At 70.9% G+C, this 21,306-nt stretch carries 19 protein-coding genes; 5 read left to right on the top strand and 14 right to left on the bottom strand.

What is annotated here, in order from left to right; all coding sequences use genetic code 11:
* Positions 1 to 3: 3 nt before the first annotated feature.
* The 7 genes from OG488_RS24055 to OG488_RS24025 form a co-directional block, all read right to left on the bottom strand.
* Positions 4 to 942 (bottom strand): type II secretion system F family protein, encoded by a 939-nt coding sequence (locus OG488_RS24055; RefSeq protein WP_329232329.1) that lies wholly within the window; start codon positions 940 to 942, stop codon positions 4 to 6.
* Positions 943 to 952: 10 nt separating this feature from the next.
* Positions 953 to 2,290: a CpaF family protein gene (locus OG488_RS24050; RefSeq protein ID WP_329232327.1), complete on the bottom strand. Its 1,338-nt coding sequence runs from the start codon at positions 2,288 to 2,290 to the stop codon at positions 953 to 955.
* Positions 2,291 to 2,350: 60 nt separating this feature from the next.
* A complete protein-coding gene (locus OG488_RS24045; protein WP_329232325.1) occupies positions 2,351 to 2,722 on the bottom strand; it encodes a TadE/TadG family type IV pilus assembly protein in 372 nt (123 codons plus the stop codon).
* A 3-nt stretch (positions 2,723 to 2,725) separates the two neighbouring features.
* On the bottom strand, positions 2,726 to 3,154 hold the full coding sequence (locus OG488_RS24040) for a TadE family protein (RefSeq protein WP_329232323.1): 429 nt from the start codon (positions 3,152 to 3,154) through the stop codon (positions 2,726 to 2,728).
* A gap of 51 nt (positions 3,155 to 3,205) precedes the next feature.
* Positions 3,206 to 4,450 carry an AAA family ATPase gene (locus OG488_RS24035; RefSeq protein WP_329232321.1) on the bottom strand — a complete coding sequence of 415 codons (1,245 nt, stop codon included), beginning with the start codon at positions 4,448 to 4,450 and terminating at the stop codon, positions 3,206 to 3,208.
* 7 nt (positions 4,451 to 4,457) lie between these two features.
* Positions 4,458 to 5,162, bottom strand: a complete 705-nt coding sequence (gene cpaB / locus OG488_RS24030) for a Flp pilus assembly protein CpaB (protein WP_329232320.1) — start codon at positions 5,160 to 5,162, stop codon at positions 4,458 to 4,460.
* A gap of 84 nt (positions 5,163 to 5,246) precedes the next feature.
* On the bottom strand, positions 5,247 to 6,113 hold the full coding sequence (locus tag OG488_RS24025) for a hypothetical protein (protein WP_329232318.1): 867 nt from the start codon (positions 6,111 to 6,113) through the stop codon (positions 5,247 to 5,249).
* Positions 6,114 to 6,672: 559 nt separating this feature from the next.
* Between OG488_RS24025 and OG488_RS24020 the strand changes: the two genes are divergently transcribed.
* On the top strand, positions 6,673 to 8,403 hold the full coding sequence (locus OG488_RS24020) for a chitinase (protein ID WP_329232316.1): 1,731 nt from the start codon (positions 6,673 to 6,675) through the stop codon (positions 8,401 to 8,403).
* 162 nt (positions 8,404 to 8,565) lie between these two features.
* Here the strand turns inward: OG488_RS24020 and OG488_RS24015 are convergent, their stop codons facing one another.
* On the bottom strand, positions 8,566 to 9,870 hold the full coding sequence (locus OG488_RS24015; RefSeq protein WP_329232314.1) for an Nramp family divalent metal transporter: 1,305 nt from the start codon (positions 9,868 to 9,870) through the stop codon (positions 8,566 to 8,568).
* Positions 9,871 to 10,048: 178 nt separating this feature from the next.
* On the opposite strand from OG488_RS24015, the gene OG488_RS24010 reads away from it, so the two are divergent.
* A complete protein-coding gene (locus OG488_RS24010; protein ID WP_329232313.1) occupies positions 10,049 to 11,539 on the top strand; it encodes a serine/threonine-protein kinase in 1,491 nt (496 codons plus the stop codon).
* 150 nt (positions 11,540 to 11,689) lie between these two features.
* On the opposite strand, the gene OG488_RS24005 is transcribed toward OG488_RS24010, so the two are convergent.
* The 4 genes from OG488_RS24005 to OG488_RS23990 all read right to left on the bottom strand — a co-directional run bounded on the left by OG488_RS24005 (position 11,690) and on the right by OG488_RS23990 (position 15,612).
* On the bottom strand, positions 11,690 to 13,162 hold the full coding sequence (locus OG488_RS24005; RefSeq protein WP_329232311.1) for a GntP family permease: 1,473 nt from the start codon (positions 13,160 to 13,162) through the stop codon (positions 11,690 to 11,692).
* Between the two features lie 222 nt (positions 13,163 to 13,384).
* Positions 13,385 to 13,795: a RidA family protein gene (locus OG488_RS24000; RefSeq protein WP_329232309.1), complete on the bottom strand. Its 411-nt coding sequence runs from the start codon at positions 13,793 to 13,795 to the stop codon at positions 13,385 to 13,387.
* 6 nt (positions 13,796 to 13,801) lie between these two features.
* Positions 13,802 to 14,560 (bottom strand): IclR family transcriptional regulator, encoded by a 759-nt coding sequence (locus tag OG488_RS23995; RefSeq protein WP_329232308.1) that lies wholly within the window; start codon positions 14,558 to 14,560, stop codon positions 13,802 to 13,804.
* Complete coding sequence (locus tag OG488_RS23990; protein ID WP_329232306.1) at positions 14,557 to 15,612, bottom strand: sugar kinase; 1,056 nt, start codon at positions 15,610 to 15,612, stop codon at positions 14,557 to 14,559. Before OG488_RS23990 ends, OG488_RS23995 begins: the two co-directional genes overlap by 4 nt.
* A 138-nt stretch (positions 15,613 to 15,750) precedes the next feature.
* Here OG488_RS23990 and OG488_RS23985 point away from each other — a divergent pair, with 138 nt between their 5' ends.
* Both OG488_RS23985 and OG488_RS23980 read left to right on the top strand, forming a co-directional pair.
* Complete coding sequence (locus tag OG488_RS23985; protein ID WP_329232305.1) at positions 15,751 to 17,052, top strand: alanine racemase; 1,302 nt, start codon at positions 15,751 to 15,753, stop codon at positions 17,050 to 17,052.
* Between the two features lie 47 nt (positions 17,053 to 17,099).
* Positions 17,100 to 18,722, top strand: a complete 1,623-nt coding sequence (locus OG488_RS23980; RefSeq protein WP_329232302.1) for an N-acyl-D-amino-acid deacylase family protein — start codon at positions 17,100 to 17,102, stop codon at positions 18,720 to 18,722.
* A 29-nt stretch (positions 18,723 to 18,751) separates the two neighbouring features.
* On the opposite strand, the gene OG488_RS23975 is transcribed toward OG488_RS23980, so the two are convergent.
* Together OG488_RS23975 and OG488_RS23970 are read right to left on the bottom strand one after the other, a co-directional pair.
* A complete protein-coding gene (locus OG488_RS23975; RefSeq protein WP_329232300.1) occupies positions 18,752 to 19,651 on the bottom strand; it encodes a S1 family peptidase in 900 nt (299 codons plus the stop codon).
* Positions 19,652 to 19,746: 95 nt separating this feature from the next.
* Positions 19,747 to 20,658 carry an EamA family transporter gene (locus OG488_RS23970; RefSeq protein ID WP_329232299.1) on the bottom strand — a complete coding sequence of 304 codons (912 nt, stop codon included), beginning with the start codon at positions 20,656 to 20,658 and terminating at the stop codon, positions 19,747 to 19,749.
* Positions 20,659 to 20,697: 39 nt separating this feature from the next.
* Here OG488_RS23970 and OG488_RS23965 point away from each other — a divergent pair, with 39 nt between their 5' ends.
* On the top strand, positions 20,698 to 21,222 hold the full coding sequence (locus OG488_RS23965) for a MarR family winged helix-turn-helix transcriptional regulator (protein ID WP_329232297.1): 525 nt from the start codon (positions 20,698 to 20,700) through the stop codon (positions 21,220 to 21,222).
* Positions 21,223 to 21,306: the final 84 nt, after the last annotated feature.

The raw sequence follows: 21,306 nt of genomic DNA, 5'->3' as shown, positions 1-21,306 counted from the left end.
CTTTCAGACGTCGATGCGCGACAGGCGCCGGATCACGACGAACCCGATCGTGTACAGGATGAGCGAGACGACCACGGCCACCTGGCCGATCAGGGCCCCGGTCATACGGTCGAGCGCACCCGGCATGACCGAGTTCATCAGGAGCATCGCCCCCAGTCCGAAGATCGGTACCGCATAGGCCGTGACCGTCACCTGGGACAGCTGGGTCTTCACCTCGCGCCGGGTCTCCTTCCGCTCCTCCAACGTCTGGGTGAGGTTGCGCAACGAACTGACGACCGTGCCGCCGGCCCGGTTGGAGAGGACCAGTGTCGTGACCAGGACGACGAGCTCCCTGGAGGGCAGCCGGTCGGTCAGCTCGCTGAGTGCGTCGTCGAGCGGTTCCCCCACGGCCAGACGGCGCGCGACGCGGGCCAGTTCCTCACCCGCCGGGTCGTCCATCTCCTCTGCGGCCATGGAGATGGCGGTGCGCAGGGCGAGTCCCGCCTGGGTGGCGTTGGCGAGGATGCGGGAGAGCTCGGGGAGCTGATTGATGAAGCGCTCGGTCCGCTTGGCCCGCTGCCAGTTGAGGAAGGTGTTCGCGCCCCACAGGCCGATGAGTGCGGCGACCGGCCCGAAGAAGGAGGCCAGGAGCGAGGACGCGATCACCCACACGGCCGCGACCACCACGAGCGCGTAGACGAAGAACTCACCCGGTGTGATCCCGAGGCCCGTCGCCGCCAGTTTCAGCTCGATCCTGCGGCCCAGCCGTGTCGCGCGCAGCCGTCGGTCGATTCCCCGGAACCGCCGCGGTCGGCTGCCGTCCGTGATCTGTCCGGTGTGCGAGAGGCGGTCGACCAGCGCCTCGCGGTCCGCGCGTCCGGCGGCGTAGGTGTACAGGCCCATGACGCCGAGCACGCCACACAGCAGCGTCACGCCGACCGTGATCAGAGGGAGATTGTTCATGGCGCGATACCTACTTGGCCTCTCGGGTGGCGAGTTGTTCTTCGGACGAGGCGACCCCGAAGGCCTGCGGAATGGGCTGGCTGGCCATGTAGAGGCGCTCGGCCGTCCTGCGGGGGAGCGGGAGGTACTGGAACTGGCCGTGGATCCGGCCGTCGGCGGACATCGGCTGCGCGTTGAAACGGGCGACGGAGACGATGCGGTAGTTGTCGCGGCCGTGGGAGTCGAGGATCGCGATCTCCGTGATCTTCCTGGCGCCGTCGGCGTGCCTGGTGAGCTGGACGATCACATCGACGGCGCTGTTGATCTGGTCGTGCAGCGCCTCGAAGGGAATCTTGATCTCGGACATCGAGGCCAGGGTCTGCAAACGCATGAGGGCGTCCTCGGCGCTGTTGGCGTGGACGGTCGCCAATGAGCCGTCGTGACCGGTCGACATCGCCTGGAGCATGTCGAGCGACTCCCCGCCTCGGACCTCACCCACGACGATCCGGTCGGGACGCATACGCAGGGAGTTGCGGACGAGGTCGCGGATGGTGATCTGCCCCTTGCCCTCGACGTTGGCGGGGCGCGACTCCAGGCGGATCACGTGGTTCTGCTGGAGCTGGAGTTCGGCGGAGTCCTCGATGGTGACGATGCGCTCGTGGTTGGGGATCAGGCCGGAGAGCGCGTTGAGCAGGGTCGTCTTACCGGTACCGGTGGCTCCCGAGACGATGATGTTGAGCTTGGCCTGCACGAGCCCCGACAGCAGGATGAGCATCTGCTCGTCGAGGGATCCGAAGGAGATCATCTCAGGCAGGGTGAAGGAGCGCGGGAAGCGCCGGATGGTGAGGGTCGCGCCGGTCAGCGACAGCGGCGGGATGATGACGTTGACGCGCTCGCCGCTGGGCAGGCGGGCGTCCACCATGGGGTTCGATTCGTCGACCCTGCGGTTGACGGTCGACACGATGCGCTCGATGGTCTGCATCAGCTGCTCGTGCGAGCCGAAGCGCATGGGGAGCTGTTCGACCTTCCCGCTGCGCTCGACGAAGATCTGGTCAGGGCCGTTCACCATGATCTCGGTGATGGAGGCGTCTTCGAGCAGGGGCTCCAGGATGCCGAGGCCGAGTGCCTCGTCGACCACCCTCCGGATGAGCTGGGAGCGTTCGACGGTCGAGAGGACCGGGCCCTCGCGGCTGATGATGTGTCCGAGGACGCGCTCCAGCCGGGCCCGGCGGTCCGCGGCCGCCAGCGAGGACATCTCCGCGAGGTCGATCTCCTCGAGCAGCTTGGCGCGGTAGGTGGCGACCATGTGGCCGTCCTCCCGTCCCCCGCCGCGCTCCTCGGGGGCGGTGATGCGTGCCCGCAGGCTCATGCAGTGTCTCCTCGGTCTGGTGGCCCGGCCGTCGGACCCGCCGGTGCTGGATCGGGCCGGTCAGTCGCGGGGCATCGTCGAGCTCCGCTCCGCCCAGCCCCAGTCGTCGATGCCGGGGACGACCGAAGGGATCCTGACCCGCGCGGTGTACGTCACGTCGTCGCCGCCGAAGCTGGGGGTGAAGGCCGAGTCGTCGGCCAGCCAGTCGCTCATCGCCGCGCGCCCCGCAGCCGGGGGTGGAAGGTCCGGCCGGTCGAAGCTCGCCATGCGGGCGGCGGCCCGTGCACCCGTGCCGGCCTGGCTCACCGTGTAGGCGGCGACCCCCAGCTGGATGGCGAACAGCCCGACGATGAGCAGCAGCGGGATGAACCCCATGTACTCGATGGCGACCTGACCACGGTCCGTGCGCCTCCTGCCTCGTACCACGCTCATCGCTCAGCCCTCCTTGACCGCGGCGGCGTCGCCCTCGACGGTCATCGGGAAGTCCAGTACGCCGGGGACCATCACGGGCACCTTCAGCGAGACCACGGCCCGGTACATGCCGATCTCGGAGCGGCAGCTGATGTCGGCGCCCTCCGCCCAGGCGTCCGGAAGGTCCTCCTCGGCCGCCCGCTGGCAGGCGACCCCGCGGGCGAAGGGTGCGCCGGTGCCCGCGCGTGCTCCCTCGTCCGCGGCGTTGCCCGCGAGGCTGTAGGTGTAACCGATCAGCGCGCACTGCCAGAGCGCGACCGCCACCAGAATGATCAGTGGCGTGACTCCGACGAACTCGATCGCGGTCTGACCGCGGTCACGGGCTCGTCGCCCGTCCGAGCCCGCGCGTAGCCGCCCGGGTATCCCCGTACCCGCTCTCCGCATGATGGTCATCGGTCAACATGCCCCCTCGTCGGTCGTGCCACCGTTCTGAGCCGTGCTGTCTCACGTGCGGCGTGCGCGCCCGAGGGCGCCCCGGTCGTTGCGGTACTTCCCGCCGCCCTTCTCATTCCTCTCGGATGCCTTCACGAGTCCGAGCTCGCCGGCGAGGCTCCAGAGTGCCTGCTTGACCCCGCTCTTGGCGTCGAGTTCGTGCATCCGTCCCGCGTCCACCGCTCCCTGGAGCTCCTTGAAGTTCGCCGGGATCGCCGTGGCCGCCATCCGGGTCCCGGTGATGCGCTGGATCAGTGGCGGCTGGATCTCGGTGTTGCGGTTGAAGCGGTTGACGAGGGTGACGGTCTCCTCGGCCTTGCGGATCTGGAGCCGGTCCCACATCCGTACGATGCGCTTGGCACCCCGCACGGCGACGACGTCCGGCGTCGTGACCAGGACGGCGGTGTCGGCCATCTCGATCGCCGCCGCGTTCGCCCCGTTCATCTGGCTCCCGCAGTCGATGACGACGATCTCGTAGCGGGATCGCAGGGCGCTGACGATCTGGCGGGCGGAGCGGTCGCTGACCTCCTCGCCGCGTTCGCCCTCGCCGGGCGCCAGCAGCAGGGCCATGCCTGTGGAGTGCGAGAAGACGGCGTCGGACAGGACACGCGGTGATATGTCGGTGATCGCCGCGAGGTCGACGATGGAGCGCCGGAACTGCACGTCGAGGTACGAGGCGATGTCACCGGTCTGGAGGTCCAGGTCGACGAGCGCCGTCGTGTACCCCGAGGCCTGTGCCGCGAGCGCCAGTTGTACGGCCGTGACGGTGGCCCCGACTCCCCCCTTGGCCCCGGTGACGGTGACGACGGTGCCGCCCGGCCCGGTGAACACGTCGCCGCCCGAACCGAGGTGGCGCCGCACACCGGTGGACCACTGGGCGGCCGCCTGGACCCTGTTGGCGAGTTCCTCGTAGCTCAGCGGAAGGGTGACCAGGCCCCGGGCGCCGGCGTCCATCGCCGCGGCGAAGAGGCCCTGGCTCGCGTCGGCGGTGATCAGCACGACCCCCACGGCGGGGAAGCGGAGGGAGACCTCCCGGATCAGCTCCAGGGCAGGCACCGGGCCGATCCGCTCGTGGACCAGCACCACCTCGGGCAGTTCCTCGATGGACTCTCCGGCGAGGCGGGCGAGCGTGTCGATGAGCTGTGTCGAGTCACCGGCCGGAGCGGCCGGCTCCGCGTCCGGGAGCTGGCTGAGCAGGGTGGTCACGGACCTGGCCGCGTCGGCGTCACCGACGGCCGGGAGGATCCTCGAGGTCATCCGATCCTCACTTGTCCTTGTCGAGCGTGTAAGTGCGGTCGCCCGGGCGGATCGTGCCGTCGCTGCCGGGCGCGATCAGTGCGAGGCGTACGTGTTCGGCGAAGGACTCCGCGTACGCGACGCGCTGGGTGTCGAGGGTGTTGAGGGCGAAGGTGATCGGTACGACCTCGGACGCCTGGTTCCTGTCGTCCCCGTTCGGGTCGAGCGCGGTCAGCTCGCCGACGTCCAGCACCTTCGCGTTGGAGACGATGACCTTGGACTGGGACACGTCGCCGTCCCGTTCACCCGCGAAGGTGGCGTAGATGTTGACCTTGTCGTCCGGGTGGATCTTGCCCGCCACCCCGGTCGCCGCGTCGATCATGATGGCGATCTCCTGCTCGCCCGGACGCAGTTCCGGACTCTTCACCATCATGTCGGACTGCATCAGGGAGCCCTTCCGCAGTTGCGTCACGGCGATCTTGCCGTCGATCTCACCGATGTCCGTGACGGCGTTGTCCGACAGCCAGCGTTTGGGCATGGAGACCTTCTCGAACTTGTCGGCGGACAGGTCCGTGTAGGGCGCCACGTTGGACTTGAGCCGGTAGGCGTCGACCTCGGGTCCGACCTTCGAGTTGACGTCGCTGATCACCGAGAGCACCCCGGCGAAGGCGCCGAAGGCGCAGAGGACCGACAGGAGCAGGAGTATCACGCCGCGGCGCTGGCGGGAGTTCATGAGCCGGACAACCTCGTTCGAATCGGATGCGTGGAGCAGCGGACAGAGAGGGATGCGCGGTGTCTGCGGAGAGCCGTGGGGACGCTAGGAGCTCGGTGGCCCGGGCGCTCCATGGTTCAGGACACCCGGGGAGTGCATTCGGTTCTCCGACGGTGCCAGCGGGGAGGAACAGAAGCCGCAGCGGTCGCCGATGAGCTCCATTCCGCACCAGGGGCAGATTTCCCGCCTCACCGAGGAAACGAGCTGGTAGATCACGGAGATGTCCGGGAGGAAGGACGCGAATTCGATCAGTTTCCCCGTGCCCCACCAGCGCGGCGATCCGGTGGGCAGCGGGCACTCCTGGACGGCCTGTACGTTCCAGGCGGGGGCGAGGGTCTGCTGGACCCACTCGGAGGTGAGCTGCCCCTTGGCGATCATCAGCTGGGTGGCGAACGGTGGTCCGGCCGGGGGTTCGACGGACGGCCCGATCCGGATCAGCTGAGGGCTGGGCCCGGCGACCACGGCGAACTGCGATCCGGGCACCCAGGACTTGGCGTGCGTCTTGAGGCTGACGGGGACCCGGTCCAGCCGGGCCACGGAGTTCAGCAGGGCCCCGGCGTGGATGTAGTGGGCGAGGAGCCGGACCGCCGAGGCCACCACTCCGGGGCTGAAGTCGCAGACGGACAGCTGGCGCAGCTGGCGCACCAGCACGGCCACGCCCAGTGGCGGCAGGTCCACCTTGAGCAGGGCGATGCGGTCGCTCTCCAGGACCGAGCGGATGGCGTGGAGTCGGCGTTCGTGGGCGGGGCTGATGCTCGTCGGGTAGACCGCGACCACATAGCCGTGCTGCTCCAGGAGCAGGTTCATGTCCCCGATCGCGAGGTCGAGGGGCTGGGCTCCGGGTGCCTGCAGCAGGGCTGCCGTGGGTGTCTGCTGATCGGTCGGCGGCAGCACGAGATCAGCGCTGGTCACTGCTATTGCGGTCGGCACGCTCTTCCCCGTTCGGCTCCGGCCGTCGTCATGGATGACTCCGGCCGCAATCGCTCCTGCTCCGTGCTTCTTCCCCAGCACTTTAGCCACGTCATACGAGGCAGAGAACAGATATCGGAACCCAGTACGAAGACGTGCGGCACAGACGTTCGCAACGCCTCCGTACGAAATCGGACGAAAAGCAGATTGGTTAACTCCTGTACCACTGCACAGAGTTACTCCGCCGCCCGGGTTTGAAATGCGTGGGAATTCATCCGCCCACGTCAGAACGGATACCGGCCGCTTTCCGCAGCCCTCCGGGATATCCACTCCGTCACCATCCGGACGGCTCGGCCGAGTCACCCTCGCGAGTGCACGAGCCGAGCCCGGCAGGCGTCACCCGAACGGGGGGTGTACCGCCCCCACCCGTCCGTCGACCTGCCCCGCTGTCCACATCCGGACCACCAGAGGTCTTGACAACTTGATTGGTCTGGACCAGTTTATCGGCCAACGGTGGCCACCGTTCCCGCCAGCACCCCAACTCCCCCACCGGAGGCAGCAAGTGGAACGCTCCGCAGGCAGCAGCAGGCACAGAAGACGCCCGGTCCGGCCGCTCCTCGGCGGGGCCGTCGCCGTGGTCTCGGCCGGGGCGCTCGCCGTCACCGGTCTCGTCGGAACCGCCCAGGCGGCCGACGTCAACGTCGCCAAGAACGCAGGATTCGAGTCCGGGCTCGCCAACTGGACCTGTTCCGGGGGCAGCGGCGCCACCGTCTCCTCCCCCGTGCACGGCGGCACCTCCGCGCTCAAGGCCACCCCGGCCGGGCAGGACAACGCCAAGTGCACGCAGACCGTGGCCGTGAAGCCCGGCTCCACCTACACGCTGAGCTCCTGGACGCAGGGCGGTTACGCCTACATCGGCGCGAGCGGCACCGGCACGACGGACGTCTCCACCTGGTCGCCCGGCTCCACCAGCTGGACCCAGCTGAGGACCACCTTCACCACCGGCCCCTCCACCACCTCGGTGACCGTCTACACCCACGGCTGGTACGGCCAGGCCGCCTACTACGCGGACGACGTCCAGGTGACCGGGCCCGACGGCGGTGGCGGCACCGACCCGGAGCCCGCCGTCCCCGGGACCCCCGCCGGGCTGAGCGTGGGCACGACGACCAGCTCCTCCATCGCCCTGAACTGGAGCGCCGTCTCCGGCGCGACCGGGTACACCGTCTACCGCAACGGTACGAAGGCCACCACCGCCAGCGGCACCTCGGCGACCGTGACCGGGCTGGCGGCGGACACCGCGTACCAGTTCTCCGTCAGCGCCACCAACGCGGCCGGCGAGTCGGCCAAGTCCGCCGCGGTGACGGGCCGTACGGCGAAGACCACCGACCCGGGCGGCCCCTCGACCTCGGTGCCCAAGCACGCGGTCACCGGCTACTGGCAGAACTTCAACAACGGCGCCACCGTCCAGAAGCTCAGCGACGTCCCCGCGAACTACGACATCATCGCCGTCTCCTTCGGGGACGCCACGGCCACTCCGGGCGCCGTCACCTTCAACCTCGACTCGGCCGGCCTCAACGGCTACACCGTCGCCCAGTTCAAGGCCGACATCAAGGCCAAGCAGGCCGCCGGGAAGAACGTCATCATCTCGGTCGGCGGCGAGAAGGGCTCCGTCGCGGTCAACAGCGACGCGTCCGCGAACGCCTTCGCCGACTCGGTGTACGCCCTCATCCAGGAGTACGGCTTCAACGGCGTCGACATCGACCTGGAGAACGGCCTCAACGCCACCTACATGACGAAGGCGCTGCGCTCCCTGTCGTCGAAGGCGGGCTCCGGCCTCGTCATCACGATGGCACCGCAGACCATCGACATGCAGTCGACCTCCGGTGAGTACTTCAAGACGGCGCTCAACATCAAGGACATCCTGACCGTCGTCAACATGCAGTACTACAACAGCGGTTCGATGCTCGGCTGCGACGGCAAGGTCTACTCCCAGGGCTCGGTGGACTTCCTCACCGCGCTCGCCTGCATCCAGCTGGAGGGCGGCCTCGCCCCGTCCCAGGTCGGTCTCGGTGTACCCGCCTCCACCCGTGGCGCCGGCAGCGGCTACGTCGCCCCGTCCGTCGTGAACGCGGCCCTGGACTGCCTGGCCAAGGGCACGGGCTGTGGATCCTTCAAGCCCTCCAGGACCTACCCGGACCTGCGCGGCGCGATGACCTGGTCCACGAACTGGGACGCCACGGCGGGCAACGCCTGGTCCAACGCGGTCGGCCCGCACGTCCACGGGCTGCCGTAGCCGGCGATACCGGCCGTCCGTCCACGGGCTGCCACAGACAGCGGTACCGTCCGACCACGGGCTGCGGTGGCCATCGCTACCGCGACCCCCTCGGACCGAGGTCCAGCAGCGCCGCCGCTCCCCCGGCGGCGCTGCTGCGTCGTACCACCGTCCACGCCGACGTCACCAGGGCAGCTCGCGCACCTGCTGGACGCACAGCACGACGAACAGAAGCCCCGCCGCGCCCAGCATCCCGTTGCTGAGCCATCCGTTGCGCCATTCCCTGGGGGTTCGCTCCGAGTTGAGCAGCCAGAGCAGGGTCAGGGCCAGGAAGGGCATGAAGAACGCGCCGAGCACCCCGTAGCCGATGACCAGTCCGAACGGCTCGTCCAGCCAGAGCAGGGTCATGGGCGGGAAGGTCAGCCAGAGCAGATACGCGCGGAAGGGCACGGACCGCTCCTGGCGGCCGACCGTCTCGCTGCTCGCCTTCTCCACGCCCGCCCCGACGCGGCCGGCGCGGATCCGTTCCACGAAGTCGGCGAACATCAGGCTCACGCCGTGCCACACACCGATGAGGGACGAGAACGACGTCGCGAAGAAGCCGACCAGGAACAGCTTCGCGGTGCCCGCACCGAAGCGGTCCTCCAGGATCTGCCCGAGGTCGATCAGCCCCCGGTCCCCCTTCGTCAGGGCGATCTGCGAGGAGTGCAGCAGTTCGGCGCCGACGATCAGCATGGCGACGACGAAGACACCGGTGGTGAGGTAGGCGGCCCGGTTGTCGAGCCGCATCACCTTCATCCAGGAGGTGTCCGACCACCCCTTGGCGTTGACCCAGTACCCGTACGCCGCCATGGTGATGGTGCCGCCGACCCCGCCGATCAGACCGAGCGTGTAGATCAGCGAGCCGTCGGGCAGCACGGGGAGCAGCCCGGCGAAGGAGGCGCCGACGTCCGGCACCACCCGGATCGCGACGTAGACCACGACGACGAACATGATGCCGATCAGGACCGTCATGACCTTCTCGAAGACGGCGTACTGGTTGAACCAGACGAAGACCAGGCCGATCAGCCCGGTGATGATCGCCCAGGTCTTCAGCCCCGGTCCGTCCGGGAAGAGCGCCACGATGGGCAGGGCGCTGGAGGACATGGCCGTCGCGCCGTACACGAAGCCCCAGATCACGACGTACACCGCGAAGTAGCCGGTGGTCCACCCGCCGAGGGTGCGCCAGCCGTCGAAGAGGGTGCGGCCCGTCGCGAGGTGCCAGCGGCCGACCGCCTCCGCGAGGGAGATCTTGACGAGGCAGCCGATGACGGCCGCCCACATGAGGGTGTAGCCGAATTTGCTTCCCGCGATGAGCGTCGCGACCAGGTCTCCGGCTCCGACCCCGGTCGCCGCGACGACGATGCCGGGTCCGATGTAGCGCCAGCTGGATTTACGCGGCGGGGAGCCGGGCTCCCCCGTTTGCATGGTCTCGCTTGTCTCCGCCATTCGATCAACGAAGCGCATCATGCCCCTTCACACAAGAGGGCGCGTCGTACCCCCGTCATGCCCCCGCGTGGCGCCGACAGCTGTGGATGTTCCGTGACAGGAGACAGTGGTGCACTCCCCCACGACCCGTGGGACGCTTGGCGCGCTCGACGGTAGGGCGCTGGACGGGGGAAGTGGCATGACAGGCGCGCAAGTTGATCCGCTGGGGAGCGGGGATCCGGCGACGCTCGGCAGGTACGAGCTGCTCGGGAGGCTGGCGTCCGGCGGCATGGGGCGGATCTATCTCGCCAGGGACGCCGACGGGCAGCTGGTGGCTGTGAAGACGCTGCTCGCCGAGGGTGTCGTCAGCGACGTCGAGCGGCGGCGCTTCACCCGCGAGGTGGGGCTCGCCCAGCGCGTCGACAGCACGTTCACCGCACGGGTGCGCGAGGCCGCCCCGCGGGCGGAGAAGCCGTGGATGGCGATCGACTACATCGCCGCGCCGTCGCTGTCCGAGCTGGTGCGCACGGCCGGTGTGCTGCCCGCGTCAGCCGTGCAGTGGCTCGCCGCGGGCACGGCGGAGGCGCTGGTCACCCTCCACGGCGAGGGCATCATCCACCGGGATCTCAAGCCGCAGAACATCCTGCTGCCGCTGCCCGGCCCCCGGGTGATCGACTTCGGCATCTCGCACGCGAACGACCTCACCCGCACGAGCCTCACCCTGGGGACGATCGCCTTCACCTCGCCGGAACAGGCACGCGGGGAGCCGTCGACCGAGGCGTCGGACGTGTACTCGCTCGGGGCGACCCTGTTCCACCTGGCGCTCGGCAGGCCTCCGTACCGGGCCGACAGCGACACCCTCGGTCTGCTCGCCCAGGTCCAGCGGGGCCAGCTCGACCTCGACGGCCTGCCGAAGGAACTGACGAACCTGATCCGCCCCTGCCTGGCGGCCGATCCCGCCGAACGGCCCGTCCCGGCCGAGATGCTGGCCCGCTTCCGGCAGTCGCTGGCCGGGCTCCCGGTGTCCCAGGGGGGCCGGCGCTGGCTGCCGCCCCGCTGGACGGATCTGATCGGCGCGTACGAGCGTCACGGACGCGACCTGGCGCGTGGGGCCGGCATCGGCGTCGGTGACACGGGCCCCGTGGGAGTCGCGGGCGATCAGCCCACGGGGGTGGTCCCGCCGCCCGGGCCGACCCTGGTACTCCCGGAGGAACGGGAGCAGGCGGAGCGCGCCGAGCGGGAGCGCGCCGAACAAGCCGATCGCGCCGAACGTGAACGCGCCGAACAAGCCGGACGGGCCGCACGCGAGCGGGCCCAGCAGGAACAGGCCCTGCGCGCACCCGAGCGGCGGCGCGAGGAGGAGCGGAAGAAGCAGCAGAAGAAGGAACGGAAGAGGGCGCAGCAGGAGGCGGAGAGGCAGCGGCGTGAACGGGTGGAGAACGAGGAGCGGGAGCGGGCCGAGAAGGAGGCCGCCCGGCTGAGGGCCGCCGAGGCCAGGGCCCGGCAGCGCGCCTCACGGACGCCCGCCGCCTCGGCCTCCGCGGGGCTGTCGCCCAGGACGGACCGGCCGGCGCCCCGCCCCGCTCCGCCCCGGGCTCCCGCGCCCACCAGGTCCGGGAGGGGGTCCGCCTTCGTGACCTGGCTGGTGGTGCTGTCGGTCGTCGCGCTGGTCGTCTGGCTGGTCAGCTAGCCGGCCCCGGACGCGGGGGCTCCGGCATGGACCCCAGCAGGCACTGCACGGCACTGCCCCGGCATGACCCCAGCACGCACCGCACGGCACTGCTCCCGGAGCAGTGCCGTGCGGTGGGTGGCGGGCCCGGCACGAGCCGGACGAGAGACGCTAGATCACCAGGCTCAGCGCCGCCGCGACGACGAAGCCCGCGACCGAGAGGACAGTCTCCAGGACCGTCCAGGTCTTCAGGGTGTCGCGCTCGGAGATGCCGAAGTACTTCGAGACCATCCAGAACCCGCCGTCGTTGACGTGGGAGGCGAAGATGGAGCCCGCCGAGATCGCCATGATGATCAGCGCGAGGTGGGCCTGCGACATGTCCTGGCCCTCGACGAGCGGGACGACGATACCCGCGGTGGTGACGATCGCGACCGTCGCGGAGCCCTGGGCGACGCGCAGGACGACGGAGATCAGCCAGGCCAGCAGGATGATGGGCAGGCCGACGTCGTGGAACGTGTCGGCGAGCGCGTCGGCGATGCCGCTCCCCTTCAGCACGGCTCCGAAGATGCCGCCGGCGCCGACGACGAGCAGGATGTTGCCGACGGGCTTCAGCGAGGCGGTGGAGACCGACTCGAGGGACTTGCGGGACCAGCCGCGCCGGATGCCCAGCAGGTAGTAGGCGAGGAGCAGCGCGATGGTGAGCGCGACGAACGGGTTGCCGAAGAACTCGACGACGGAGCGCAGGGTCGACGGGTCCAGCGCGATGGAGGAGAACGTCGCGGCGAGGATGAGGATCAGCGGGGTGCCGATGATCGTCAGCACGGTGCCGAGGGAGACGGGCTCCTCGTGCGGGGTGACACCGGAGGCGCGCTGTTCGGCGACGACCGCGGCCTTGGACTCCTCGGCGGCCTCGACCATGTCCTGCGGGACGTCGACGAAGACGCGCTTGCCGATCCAGGCGGCGTAGACCCAGGCGGCGAGGACGGACGGGATGCCGACGACGGCGCCCATCAGGATGACCCAGCCGAGGGAGACGTTGAAGAGGCCGGCGGCGGCGACCGGTCCGGGGTGCGGCGGGAGGAACGCGTGGGTCATGGAGAGGCCGGCCAGCAGCGGCATCGCGTACAGGATGATCGACTTGCCGGAGCGCTTGGCGGCGGCGTAGACGATCGGCGCGAGGACGAAGATGCCGACGTCGAAGAAGACCGGGATGCCGAAGATGAGGCCCGTGAGTCCCATGGCGAGCGGGGCGCGCTTCTCACCGAAGAGGTTCAGCAGGCGGGCGCTCAGGACCTCCGCGCCGCCGGACACCTCCAGGATCGCGCCGAGCATCGTGCCCAGGCCGATGATGATCGCGACGTGCCCGAGGATGCCGCCCATGCCGGATTCGATGACGGACACCGCGGCGGACTTCTGGACCGTGCCGAAGAGTTCGGTGACGGAGAGACCGGCACCCAGGCCGACGGCTATGGACACGGCGAGCAGCGCGACGAACGGCTGCAGCCTGACCTTGATGATCAGGAGGAGCAGCAGTGCGATCCCGAGGGCGGCGACGGTCAGCAGACCGGGCGTTCCGCCGATCAGGAGGAGCAGTCCACCGGTGTGGGGTGGCGCCTCGGGAGTGGGGGCGGCGGCGAGCAGCATGAGCGGTCAACTCCGGTGGTGACAGGGGGTCCTTCGGGGCAGGGGGGAGCGCGGCACGGCGCCCCTGTGCGAAAAGGGGGACCGGGGCACCGTGCCGTGGTGCGGGGTACTGCGAACGGCTCGGGGGGAGCCGTGGCCCGGGGCCGCGGACCGGCGGGTCAGCGGGACACCGGGGCGTCCGGGCCGGTGCTCAGCCGAGGACCGGCCCGGGCGGGACGGTGATCAGCCGAGGACCGCGAGGGCGTCGATCTCGATGAGCAGCCCCTTGGGCAGGCCGACGTACACCGTCGTACGTGCGGAGGCGGGGGCCTCGAGGCCCTGCTCCTCGAAGTACGCGTTGTAGATCGCGTTCATCTCGGCGAAGTGGTCGACGTCCGTGAGGTAGACGCGCATCATCATCACGTCGTCCCAGCTCGCGCCGCCCTCCTCCAGGATCGCCTTGACGTTGGCGAAGGTCTGCAGGGTCTGCTCGCGCAGCGTCGGGCCGGCCGGGGTGGGGGCCTGGCCCTCGACGGCGGGCAGGAAGCCGACCTGACCGGCGACCTGGAGGATGTTCCCCTTCTTCACGCCGTGCGAGAACTTGGCGGGCGGGGCGGTGTGGGTGCTTGGGGTGAGGGCGGTCTTCTCGGTCATGGCGGTTCAGGCTTTCTTGGTGGGGGTGGTGCCGGAGTACTCCCGGCTGATCGTGTCCGCGGTGCGGCGCACCAGCGGGAGGAGGGTGAGGAGTTCCTCGGCCGTGACGACCACGTTCGGCGCGGACACCGACATGGCGGCGACGACCCGCCCGTCCGCGCCCCGGATGGGGGCGCCGACGCAGTTGATGGACTCCTCGTGGCCGCCGAGGTCGGTGGCCCAGCCCTGTTCGCGTACGACGGCGAGTTCCTTCAGGAAGGCGCCGGCGTTCGGGAGCGAACGGGACGTGTACATGGGGTAGTCGAGCCGTTCGGCGATCGCGCGCCGTTCGGGCTCGGTGAGGTCGGCGAGGAGCAGCTTGGCGACCGCGGCGACGGTGATCGCGACGGGCTTGCCGATCCGTGAGTACATGCGCACGGGGTAGCGGCTCTCGACCTTGTCGATGTAGAGGACCTCGTTCTCCTCGTACACCGCGAGGTGGACGGTGTGCCCGCACTGCTCGTTGAGCGCGACGAGGTGGCTGTGGGCGATCTCGCGTACGTCGAGGTTCTCGACGGCCTCCTGCGCGAGGGCGAAGAGCCGGGCGCCGAGGCGGTAGCGCTGGTCCTCCTGGCGGTAGACCAGGCCGTGCTCGTGGAGCGTACGGAGCAGGCGCAGGGCCGTGGACTTGTGGACCCCGAGCCGCTCGGCGACCTGGCCGAGGTCGGCGGGGCCCTGGGCGAGCAGCGGCAGGATGCTGAGCGCGCGGTCGACGGTCTGGCTCATGTGACTCGTACCTCCTCGTTCGCCCCGGCGGCGGCTGTCCAGCCGGGGCCGAGACGAAGTGTGCCCCAGGCCGTGTCGTCCAGGGCGGCGAGCCGGTCGGCGTACGCGCGGGATGGGGGTCCGGTGAGGTCGCCGGGGACGGTGAGGACCGCGGCGGCCATGAGGTGGCCGTGCCGGGCCCGGTCGCGTACGGGCAGGTCGCGCAGGGTGGCGGAGAGGAACCCGGCGGCGAAGGCGTCGCCGGCGCCGACCGCGGCGACGACGTCGACGCGGAGGGAGGGGACGGTCGTGACCGCGTCCGGTCCGCCGCTCGCCGTCCGCGAGAAGACGGTGACGCCGTCGGCGCCCCGCTTGACGACCAGGACGTCGGGTTGGGGCAGGGCCGCGCGTACGGCGTCGGCGCCGTGGAGCCCCCATGCCTCCTCCGCCTCGTCGTCCCCGACGAAGACGAGGTCGCAGCGGCGGGCGAGGGCGAGCAGGACGTCCGGGCCCTCCTCGGCGTCGCGCCAGAGGCCGGGGCGGTGGTTGACGTCGAAGGAGATCAGCGGGCGGCCGTCGCGGGGGGCGGTGAGGTCGTGGAGGAGCGCCAGGCAGTCGGCGGAGAGCGCGGCGGTGATGCCGGACAGGTGCAGGACGCGCGCGGAGAGGAGGTCCTCGTACGGGACGTTGCGCGGGGACATCGCGGAGGCCGCGGATCCGGCGCGGTAGTAGGCCACCTCGTGGGTGTCGGTGGCCCGGTCCGTCGCCGTGCGGAAGTAGATGCCGGTGGGGCGGTCCGGGTCGCGGCGCACGGCGGAGGTGTCGACGCCGTATCCCGCGATGGTGTCGACGAGGTGGTCGCCGAAGCCGTCGGCGCCGACCCGGCCGACCCACTTCGCCCGGTGGCCGGCGGCGGCGAGCGCGCAGGCGACGTTGGACTCGGCACCGCCGATGCCCCGGCCGAAGGAGGGGACGTCGGCGAGGCGGCCCGGCTGCGAGGGCAGGAACGTCACCATGGACTCGCCGAGGCAGACGACGTCCGCGGTGGCTGTCCTGGCTGCGGATCCGGACACTCTGGGCTCCTCTTGGTCGGCCGTGGGCGCCGGTGCTCACCATTGACCCGGCATCGGCGAGGATGTTAGACAGCGTTAAGCGATATGCGCAATGGCCGTTGCAGACAATGCAACGATCACGTTCCCGAGGAGGATCCCTTGGCCGCCCAGCAGTCCCCCGAGCAGTCCGTGACGGCACTCGCCGCCGAGCGGGTCGACCACCGCTTCAAGGCACTGCCGCCCGACGCGGAGGGGCTGACCGTGGGCGCTCTCGCGGCCGAGCGCCGCAACCTCTTCACGGGAGGCTTCACCACACCCGTGCTGGCGCTGTCCGCCGAGTCGCTCGAGGCGAACCTCGCGCTGCTGGAGACATATGCCGAACGTCACGGCCTTGCGTTCGCCCCGCACGGCAAGACCTCGATGTCCCCTCAGCTCTTCGCCCGCCAGCTGGAGTACGGCGCCTGGGGCATCACCGCCGCCGTCCCCCACCAGGCCCGGGTCTACCGCGCCCACGGCATCCGCCGGATCTTCCTGGCCAACGAACTCGTCGACGCCGTGGCGCTGCGCTGGCTGGCCGGCGAGCTGGACGCCGACCCGGACTTCACCTTCGCCTGCTACGTCGACTCCGTGCGCGGCGTCGAGCTGATGGACGAGGCCCTGCGCGCGGCGGGCGCGGTGCGCCCCGTCGACGTCGTCGTGGAGCTGGGGGCCGGGCAGGGCGCCCGCACCGGTGCCCGTACGGACGCCGACTGCGCGGCCGTCGCCGACGCGGTGGCCGCCGTCCCGACCCTGCGCCTGGTGGGCGTCGCCGGTTACGAGGGCGAGGTGCCGGACGCCTCACCCGAGCGGGTACGGGAGTGGCTGCGCCGGCTCGTCGCGCTGGCCGCCGGGTTCGACGCGGCCGGCCGCTTCGACGCGCTCGCGGACGGCGAGGAGATCCTGGTCAGCGCCGGCGGCAGCGCCTGGTTCGACGCGGTCGCCGATGTCTTCGCCGGCATCCCCGCCCTGAGCCGTCCCGTCTGCAAGCTGCTGCGCTCCGGCGCGTACGTCAGCCACGACGACGGCCACTACCGCCACCTCACCCCCTTCAACCGGGTCCCCGAGGAGGGCGCTCTGCAGCCCGCCTTCCGCCTCTGGGCTCAGGTCGTCTCCCGCCCCACCCCGGAGCAGGCCTTCGTCAACGCCGGGAAGCGCGACGCCGCCTACGACCTCGACCTCCCCGAGGCGCAGGTCGTCCGCTCCGGACGCGACGGTTCGGTGCGCCCGGCCACCGGCATCACCGTCAGCGGGCTCTCCGACCAGCACGGCTGGGTGCGCACCGAGGCGGGCGCCGAGCTGGAGGTCGGCGACTGGATCGGCATGGGCCTCTCGCACCCCTGCACCTCCTTCGACAAGTGGCAGCTGATCCCGCTGGTGGAGGCGGACGGCACCGTCACCGACTACATCCGCACCTTCTTCTGATCCCGGCGGGGTCCGTCTCCGAAAACCCCTGAAAGGCGAGCAACACCATGGACCTGGTCATTCGCAACGCGTCCGTCGTCGACGGCACCGGCACCCCCTCCTACCGCGCCGACGTGGGCATCACGGACGGCCGGATCACGGAGATCCGCGGGGAGGGCGAGGGCCCCCGTCCCACCGCCGCCCGCACCGTGGAGGCCGACGGCCTCGCGCTCTCGCCGGGCTTCATCGACATGCACGCGCACAGCGATCTCGCCCTGCTGCGCGACCCCGACCACAGCGCGAAGGCCGCCCAGGGCGTCACCCTGGAGGTCCTCGGCCAGGACGGACTGTCGTACGCGCCCGCCGACGACCGCACCCTCGCCGAGGTCCGCAGCTCCATCGCCGGCTGGAACGGTGACGGCAGCGACATCGACTTCGACTGGCGCACCGTCGGCGGCTACCTGGACCGCCTCGACCGCAACTTCGGCGGTCAGGGCATCGCCGTCAACGCCGCCTACCTCATCCCTCAGGGCACGGTCCGGATGCTCGCGGTCGGCTGGGACGACCGCCCCGCCACGGACGCCGAGCTGGAGCGGATGAAGGAGCTCGTCGCGCAGGGCATGGCCGAGGGTGCGGTCGGCATGTCCTCGGGGCTGACGTACACCCCCGGGATGTACGCGAAGGACGCCGAACTCACCGAGCTCTGCCGGGTGGTGGCCGCCCACGGCGGCTACTACTGCCCGCACCACCGCTCGTACGGCGCGGGGGCGCTCGCCGCCTACGAGGAGATGGTGCAGCTCACCCGCGACGCGGGCTGCCCCCTCCATCTCGCCCACGCCACCATGAACTTCGGGGTGAACAAGGGGAAGGCGCCCGAGCTCCTCTCCCTCCTGGACGACGCCCTCGCGGCGGGCGCGGACATCTCCCTCGACACCTATCCGTACACCCCGGGCTGCACCACCCTGGTCGCGATGCTGCCCAGCTGGGCCAACGAGGGCGGCCCCGGGGCGGTCCTGACCCGGCTCGCGGACGAGGCGACGGCCGCGAGGATGCGCCACGACGTGGAGGTCGTCGGCTCCGACGGCTGCCACGGCGTCCCGATCGAGTGGGACAGGATCGAGATCTCCGGCGTCGGCTCGCCCGAACTGTCGTCGTACGTCGGCCGTACGGTGGCGGAGTCCGCCCGGCTGCGTGGCGAGGAGCCGTGGGTGACGGCCCGTCGGCTGCTCGTCGAGGACCGGCTCGGCACGACGATCCTCCAGCACGTCGGCCACGAGGAGAACGTGCGGCAGATCATGCGCCACCGGGTGCACACCGGCGGCAGCGACGGCATCCTCCAGGGCGACAAGCCGCACCCGCGCGCCTACGGCACGTTCCCCCAGTACCTCGGCCGGTACGCACGGGAGCTGGGCATCCTCCCGCTGGAGGAGTGCGTCGCCCACCTCACGTCCCGTCCGGCCGCCCGCCTGCGCCTGCCGGACCGCGGGTACGTCCGCGAGGGCTACCGCGCGGACCTGGTCCTCTTCGATCCGGCCACCGTGGCGGCCGGATCGACCTTCGAGGAGCCGCGCACCCTGCCGGTCGGCATCCCGCACGTCCTGATCGACGGCCGCTTCGTCATCGAGGACGGCAGGCGCACCTCCACCCTGGCGGGCCGGGCGGTACGCGGCAGCGGGCGCCGGGCGGCCTGAGCGGCGTCGTCACGGCCTGGGCGGCGTCGTCACGGCTTGGGCAGCGCGCAGCCCGCGCGGTTCAGGTCGATCTGGCTGCCGGTGCCGACGCACGGCACGATGCCGTAGGTCTGCTGGGCGTAGTTGATGCCCTCGCGGACGGTGACGGTGCCGTTCTCGTCGACCTCGCACGGGTTGTTGTCCGTGCACCGCTGTCCGTCCTCGTTCCCGGTGTTGTTGACGGCGACGACCTTGCCGGTCGCGTCGTCGATCACCGGGGACCCGGACGTGCCGCCGATGGTCTGGCAGGCCGAGGTGTAGCGGACCGAGTCCTTCCAGGTCCAGGCACCCTCCTTGAGGCGGTACGCGAACCCGTCGACGGCACAGCTGTACGTGCGCTTCCAGTACCCGGAGGCGACCGTGATCGCGGTGCCCTTCACCGGGTGCGCGGCGGAGAGCTCCAGGGCCTTGATGCCGTAGGAGCTCTCGATCTGCGCGTAGGTGCGCGTGAGCTGGTACAGCGAGACGTCGGTGTCCGTCATGGTCCCGTACGCGATCTTGGAGGCCCGCAGGGTGCCGACACCGCTGCCCGCGGCGTTGAGCAGGGTGAAGCTGCGGGTCGACGCCTTGTTGAGCACGACCTGCCCCGGGGCCGGGAAGCCCGTCTCCAGGCAGTGGCCGTTGGACAGGACGAGCGCGGGGTCGCCGGGCTGCGCCGAGGGCACCCGGACGACCGAGCCTGAGCAGTTGCTGAGCGCGACCGTACCGGCGAAGGTGACGGCCTTGGCACGGACCTCGGTGGCGTCCGTCCTCGTGGCCGCGGCCGTTCGCGCGGCCGTGGCTGTGTCCGTGCGCGTGGTCGCGTCGGTGGCCGTGGACGCTGCTGCGGGTGCGACGCCCGCCCCGAGGAGCAGGACGGAAAGAAGTGCGCCGACGAGAGGCTTGTTCATGTGGGGGTCCCCTCCAGATGCGCCAGTGACCGGAGTTCTTCCGGTTTGACATGCGCATGCTTGCGCACAGGGAGGAGATCCAACAAGGGGCGAAATCAAGCCGCCGGAGATCGGCGCACCGGCTCCGCCGTCCGCGGGGGGCCCGGCGCCCCGGACACCTTCCCGGACACCGGCCGGCCGAGGAGAACCCCCGCCAGCACGAGCCCCAGCCCGCAGAACTGACGGACCGCGAGCGTCTCGCCCGCGATCAGCGTCCCCAGCAGCACCCCTGTCACCGGATTGAGCAGCCCCACCAGGCCGACCGTCGCCGCGGGCAGGTGCCGCAGGCCGGCGAACCACGCGGCGAAGGCCAGAGCCGTCGCCACCACGGAGACATAGGCGAAACCCAGGAGCGCCGGGCCGTCCAGATCGGGCGGCGCGCCCTCGACGAGCACGGCGAACGGGAGCAGCAGCACCCCGCCGGCGATCAGCTGCCAGGCCGTCGAGGCCAGCACATCGACCTCCCCGCCCCATCGCTTGGCGAGGACGTACCCCAGGGAGGAGAGGAGCATGGCCCCCACGGAGGCGAGCACGCCGCCGGGCGAGGCCGACGCCGTACCGCCCAGCAGCATGAGCGCGACTCCCCCGGCACCGACGACCGCCCCGGCCAGGTGCCGCGCGGGCGGGCGTTCCGCGACGAGCCCCCAGGCGACCGCCGTCATGACCATCGGCGAGGTGGCCATGATCGTCGAGGCCAGGCTGGTCGGCAGCGACTGTGCGGCGATGTACACCAGGGCGAAGAAGACGCCCGTGTTGAGCAGTCCGAGCACGGCACTGCGCCACCACCACGAGCCCCTCGGCAGCCGCCGCCGGACCACGAGGAGCAGCAGCCCGGCGGGCAGGGCCCTGATCGCGGCGCCGTACAGCGGGTCCCCGGCGGGCAGACAGGCGTGGGTGACGAGGTAGTTCGTACCCCAGGACACCGGGGCCACCGCCGTCACCAGTGTCCAGCGCACACCAGCTTCCATGGAAGCTATTATGCCTTCCTGGGAAGCTATAGTGGAACCATGCAGGAGCATCCCGGCGGACCGCTGGACCACGTGGCACGGATCCAGGCCGAGTGGGCCCGGGAGCGCCCGGATCTCGACGTGCGCCCGCAGGCCGTGATCGGCCGGCTGCACCGGCTGGGCGCCCTGCTCACCGAGCAGTTGTGCGCCGTGTACCGCCGTCACGGCCTGGGCGAGGGCGAGTTCGACGTCCTCGCCGCCCTCCGGCGCGCGGGAGAGCCGTACGAGCGCGCTCCGGGCGAGCTGGCCGCCCACACCATGGTCACGACGGGCGCCATGACCAAGCGCGTCGACCGCCTGGAGCGCGACGGGCTCGTCACCCGCCGCCGCTCGGCGGCCGACGGCCGGGGGCGGGTCGTGGCGCTCACCCCGGCGGGACGGGACCTCATCGACCAGGCGTTCGGCGCGCACATGCAGAACGAACGCCGCCTGCTGGACGCCCTGTCGCCCGAGGAGGCAGCGCGGCTGGAGACCCTACTGACCGCCTGGCTGGCCCGCGTCGAACCACCGGCTCCGGGCGGCTGAGCCGCGGGAAGCCGGGCCCTCGTCCCCGCGGGATCCGCGCCCGCCGCAGGGCGCGGTGGGGCCGCGTTCCCCGTGTCTTCTGCG

It is taken from the genome of Streptomyces sp. NBC_01460 (assembly GCF_036227405.1).
In the GTDB taxonomy this organism is placed as follows: Bacteria; Actinomycetota; Actinomycetes; order Streptomycetales; family Streptomycetaceae; genus Streptomyces.
The sequence above is the reverse complement of the archived record's forward strand: the minus strand, read 5'-3'. Positions and strand labels throughout refer to the sequence as shown.

Excerpts from the sequence above, each read along its gene's own strand:
- OG488_RS24045 (WP_329232325.1), bottom strand. The coding sequence starts at position 2,722 with ATGAGCGTGGTACGAGGCAGGAGGCGCACGGACCGTGGTCAGGTCGCC.
- OG488_RS23970 (WP_329232299.1), bottom strand. The coding sequence starts at position 20,658 with ATGGAAGCTGGTGTGCGCTGGACACTGGTGACGGCGGTGGCCCCGGTG.
- OG488_RS23975 (WP_329232300.1), bottom strand. The coding sequence starts at position 19,651 with ATGAACAAGCCTCTCGTCGGCGCACTTCTTTCCGTCCTGCTCCTCGGG.
- OG488_RS24015 (WP_329232314.1), bottom strand. The coding sequence starts at position 9,870 with ATGGCGGAGACAAGCGAGACCATGCAAACGGGGGAGCCCGGCTCCCCG.
- OG488_RS24040 (WP_329232323.1), bottom strand. The coding sequence starts at position 3,154 with ATGACCATCATGCGGAGAGCGGGTACGGGGATACCCGGGCGGCTACGC.
- OG488_RS24010 (WP_329232313.1), top strand. The coding sequence starts at position 10,049 with ATGACAGGCGCGCAAGTTGATCCGCTGGGGAGCGGGGATCCGGCGACG.
- cpaB (WP_329232320.1), bottom strand. The coding sequence starts at position 5,162 with ATGAACTCCCGCCAGCGCCGCGGCGTGATACTCCTGCTCCTGTCGGTC.
- OG488_RS23980 (WP_329232302.1), top strand. The coding sequence starts at position 17,100 with ATGGACCTGGTCATTCGCAACGCGTCCGTCGTCGACGGCACCGGCACC.
- OG488_RS24050 (WP_329232327.1), bottom strand. The coding sequence starts at position 2,290 with ATGAGCCTGCGGGCACGCATCACCGCCCCCGAGGAGCGCGGCGGGGGA.
- OG488_RS24035 (WP_329232321.1), bottom strand. The coding sequence starts at position 4,450 with ATGACCTCGAGGATCCTCCCGGCCGTCGGTGACGCCGACGCGGCCAGG.
- OG488_RS23965 (WP_329232297.1), top strand. The coding sequence starts at position 20,698 with ATGCAGGAGCATCCCGGCGGACCGCTGGACCACGTGGCACGGATCCAG.
- OG488_RS24000 (WP_329232309.1), bottom strand. The coding sequence starts at position 13,795 with ATGACCGAGAAGACCGCCCTCACCCCAAGCACCCACACCGCCCCGCCC.
- OG488_RS24055 (WP_329232329.1), bottom strand. The coding sequence starts at position 942 with ATGAACAATCTCCCTCTGATCACGGTCGGCGTGACGCTGCTGTGTGGC.
- OG488_RS23995 (WP_329232308.1), bottom strand. The coding sequence starts at position 14,560 with ATGAGCCAGACCGTCGACCGCGCGCTCAGCATCCTGCCGCTGCTCGCC.
- OG488_RS24005 (WP_329232311.1), bottom strand. The coding sequence starts at position 13,162 with ATGCTGCTCGCCGCCGCCCCCACTCCCGAGGCGCCACCCCACACCGGT.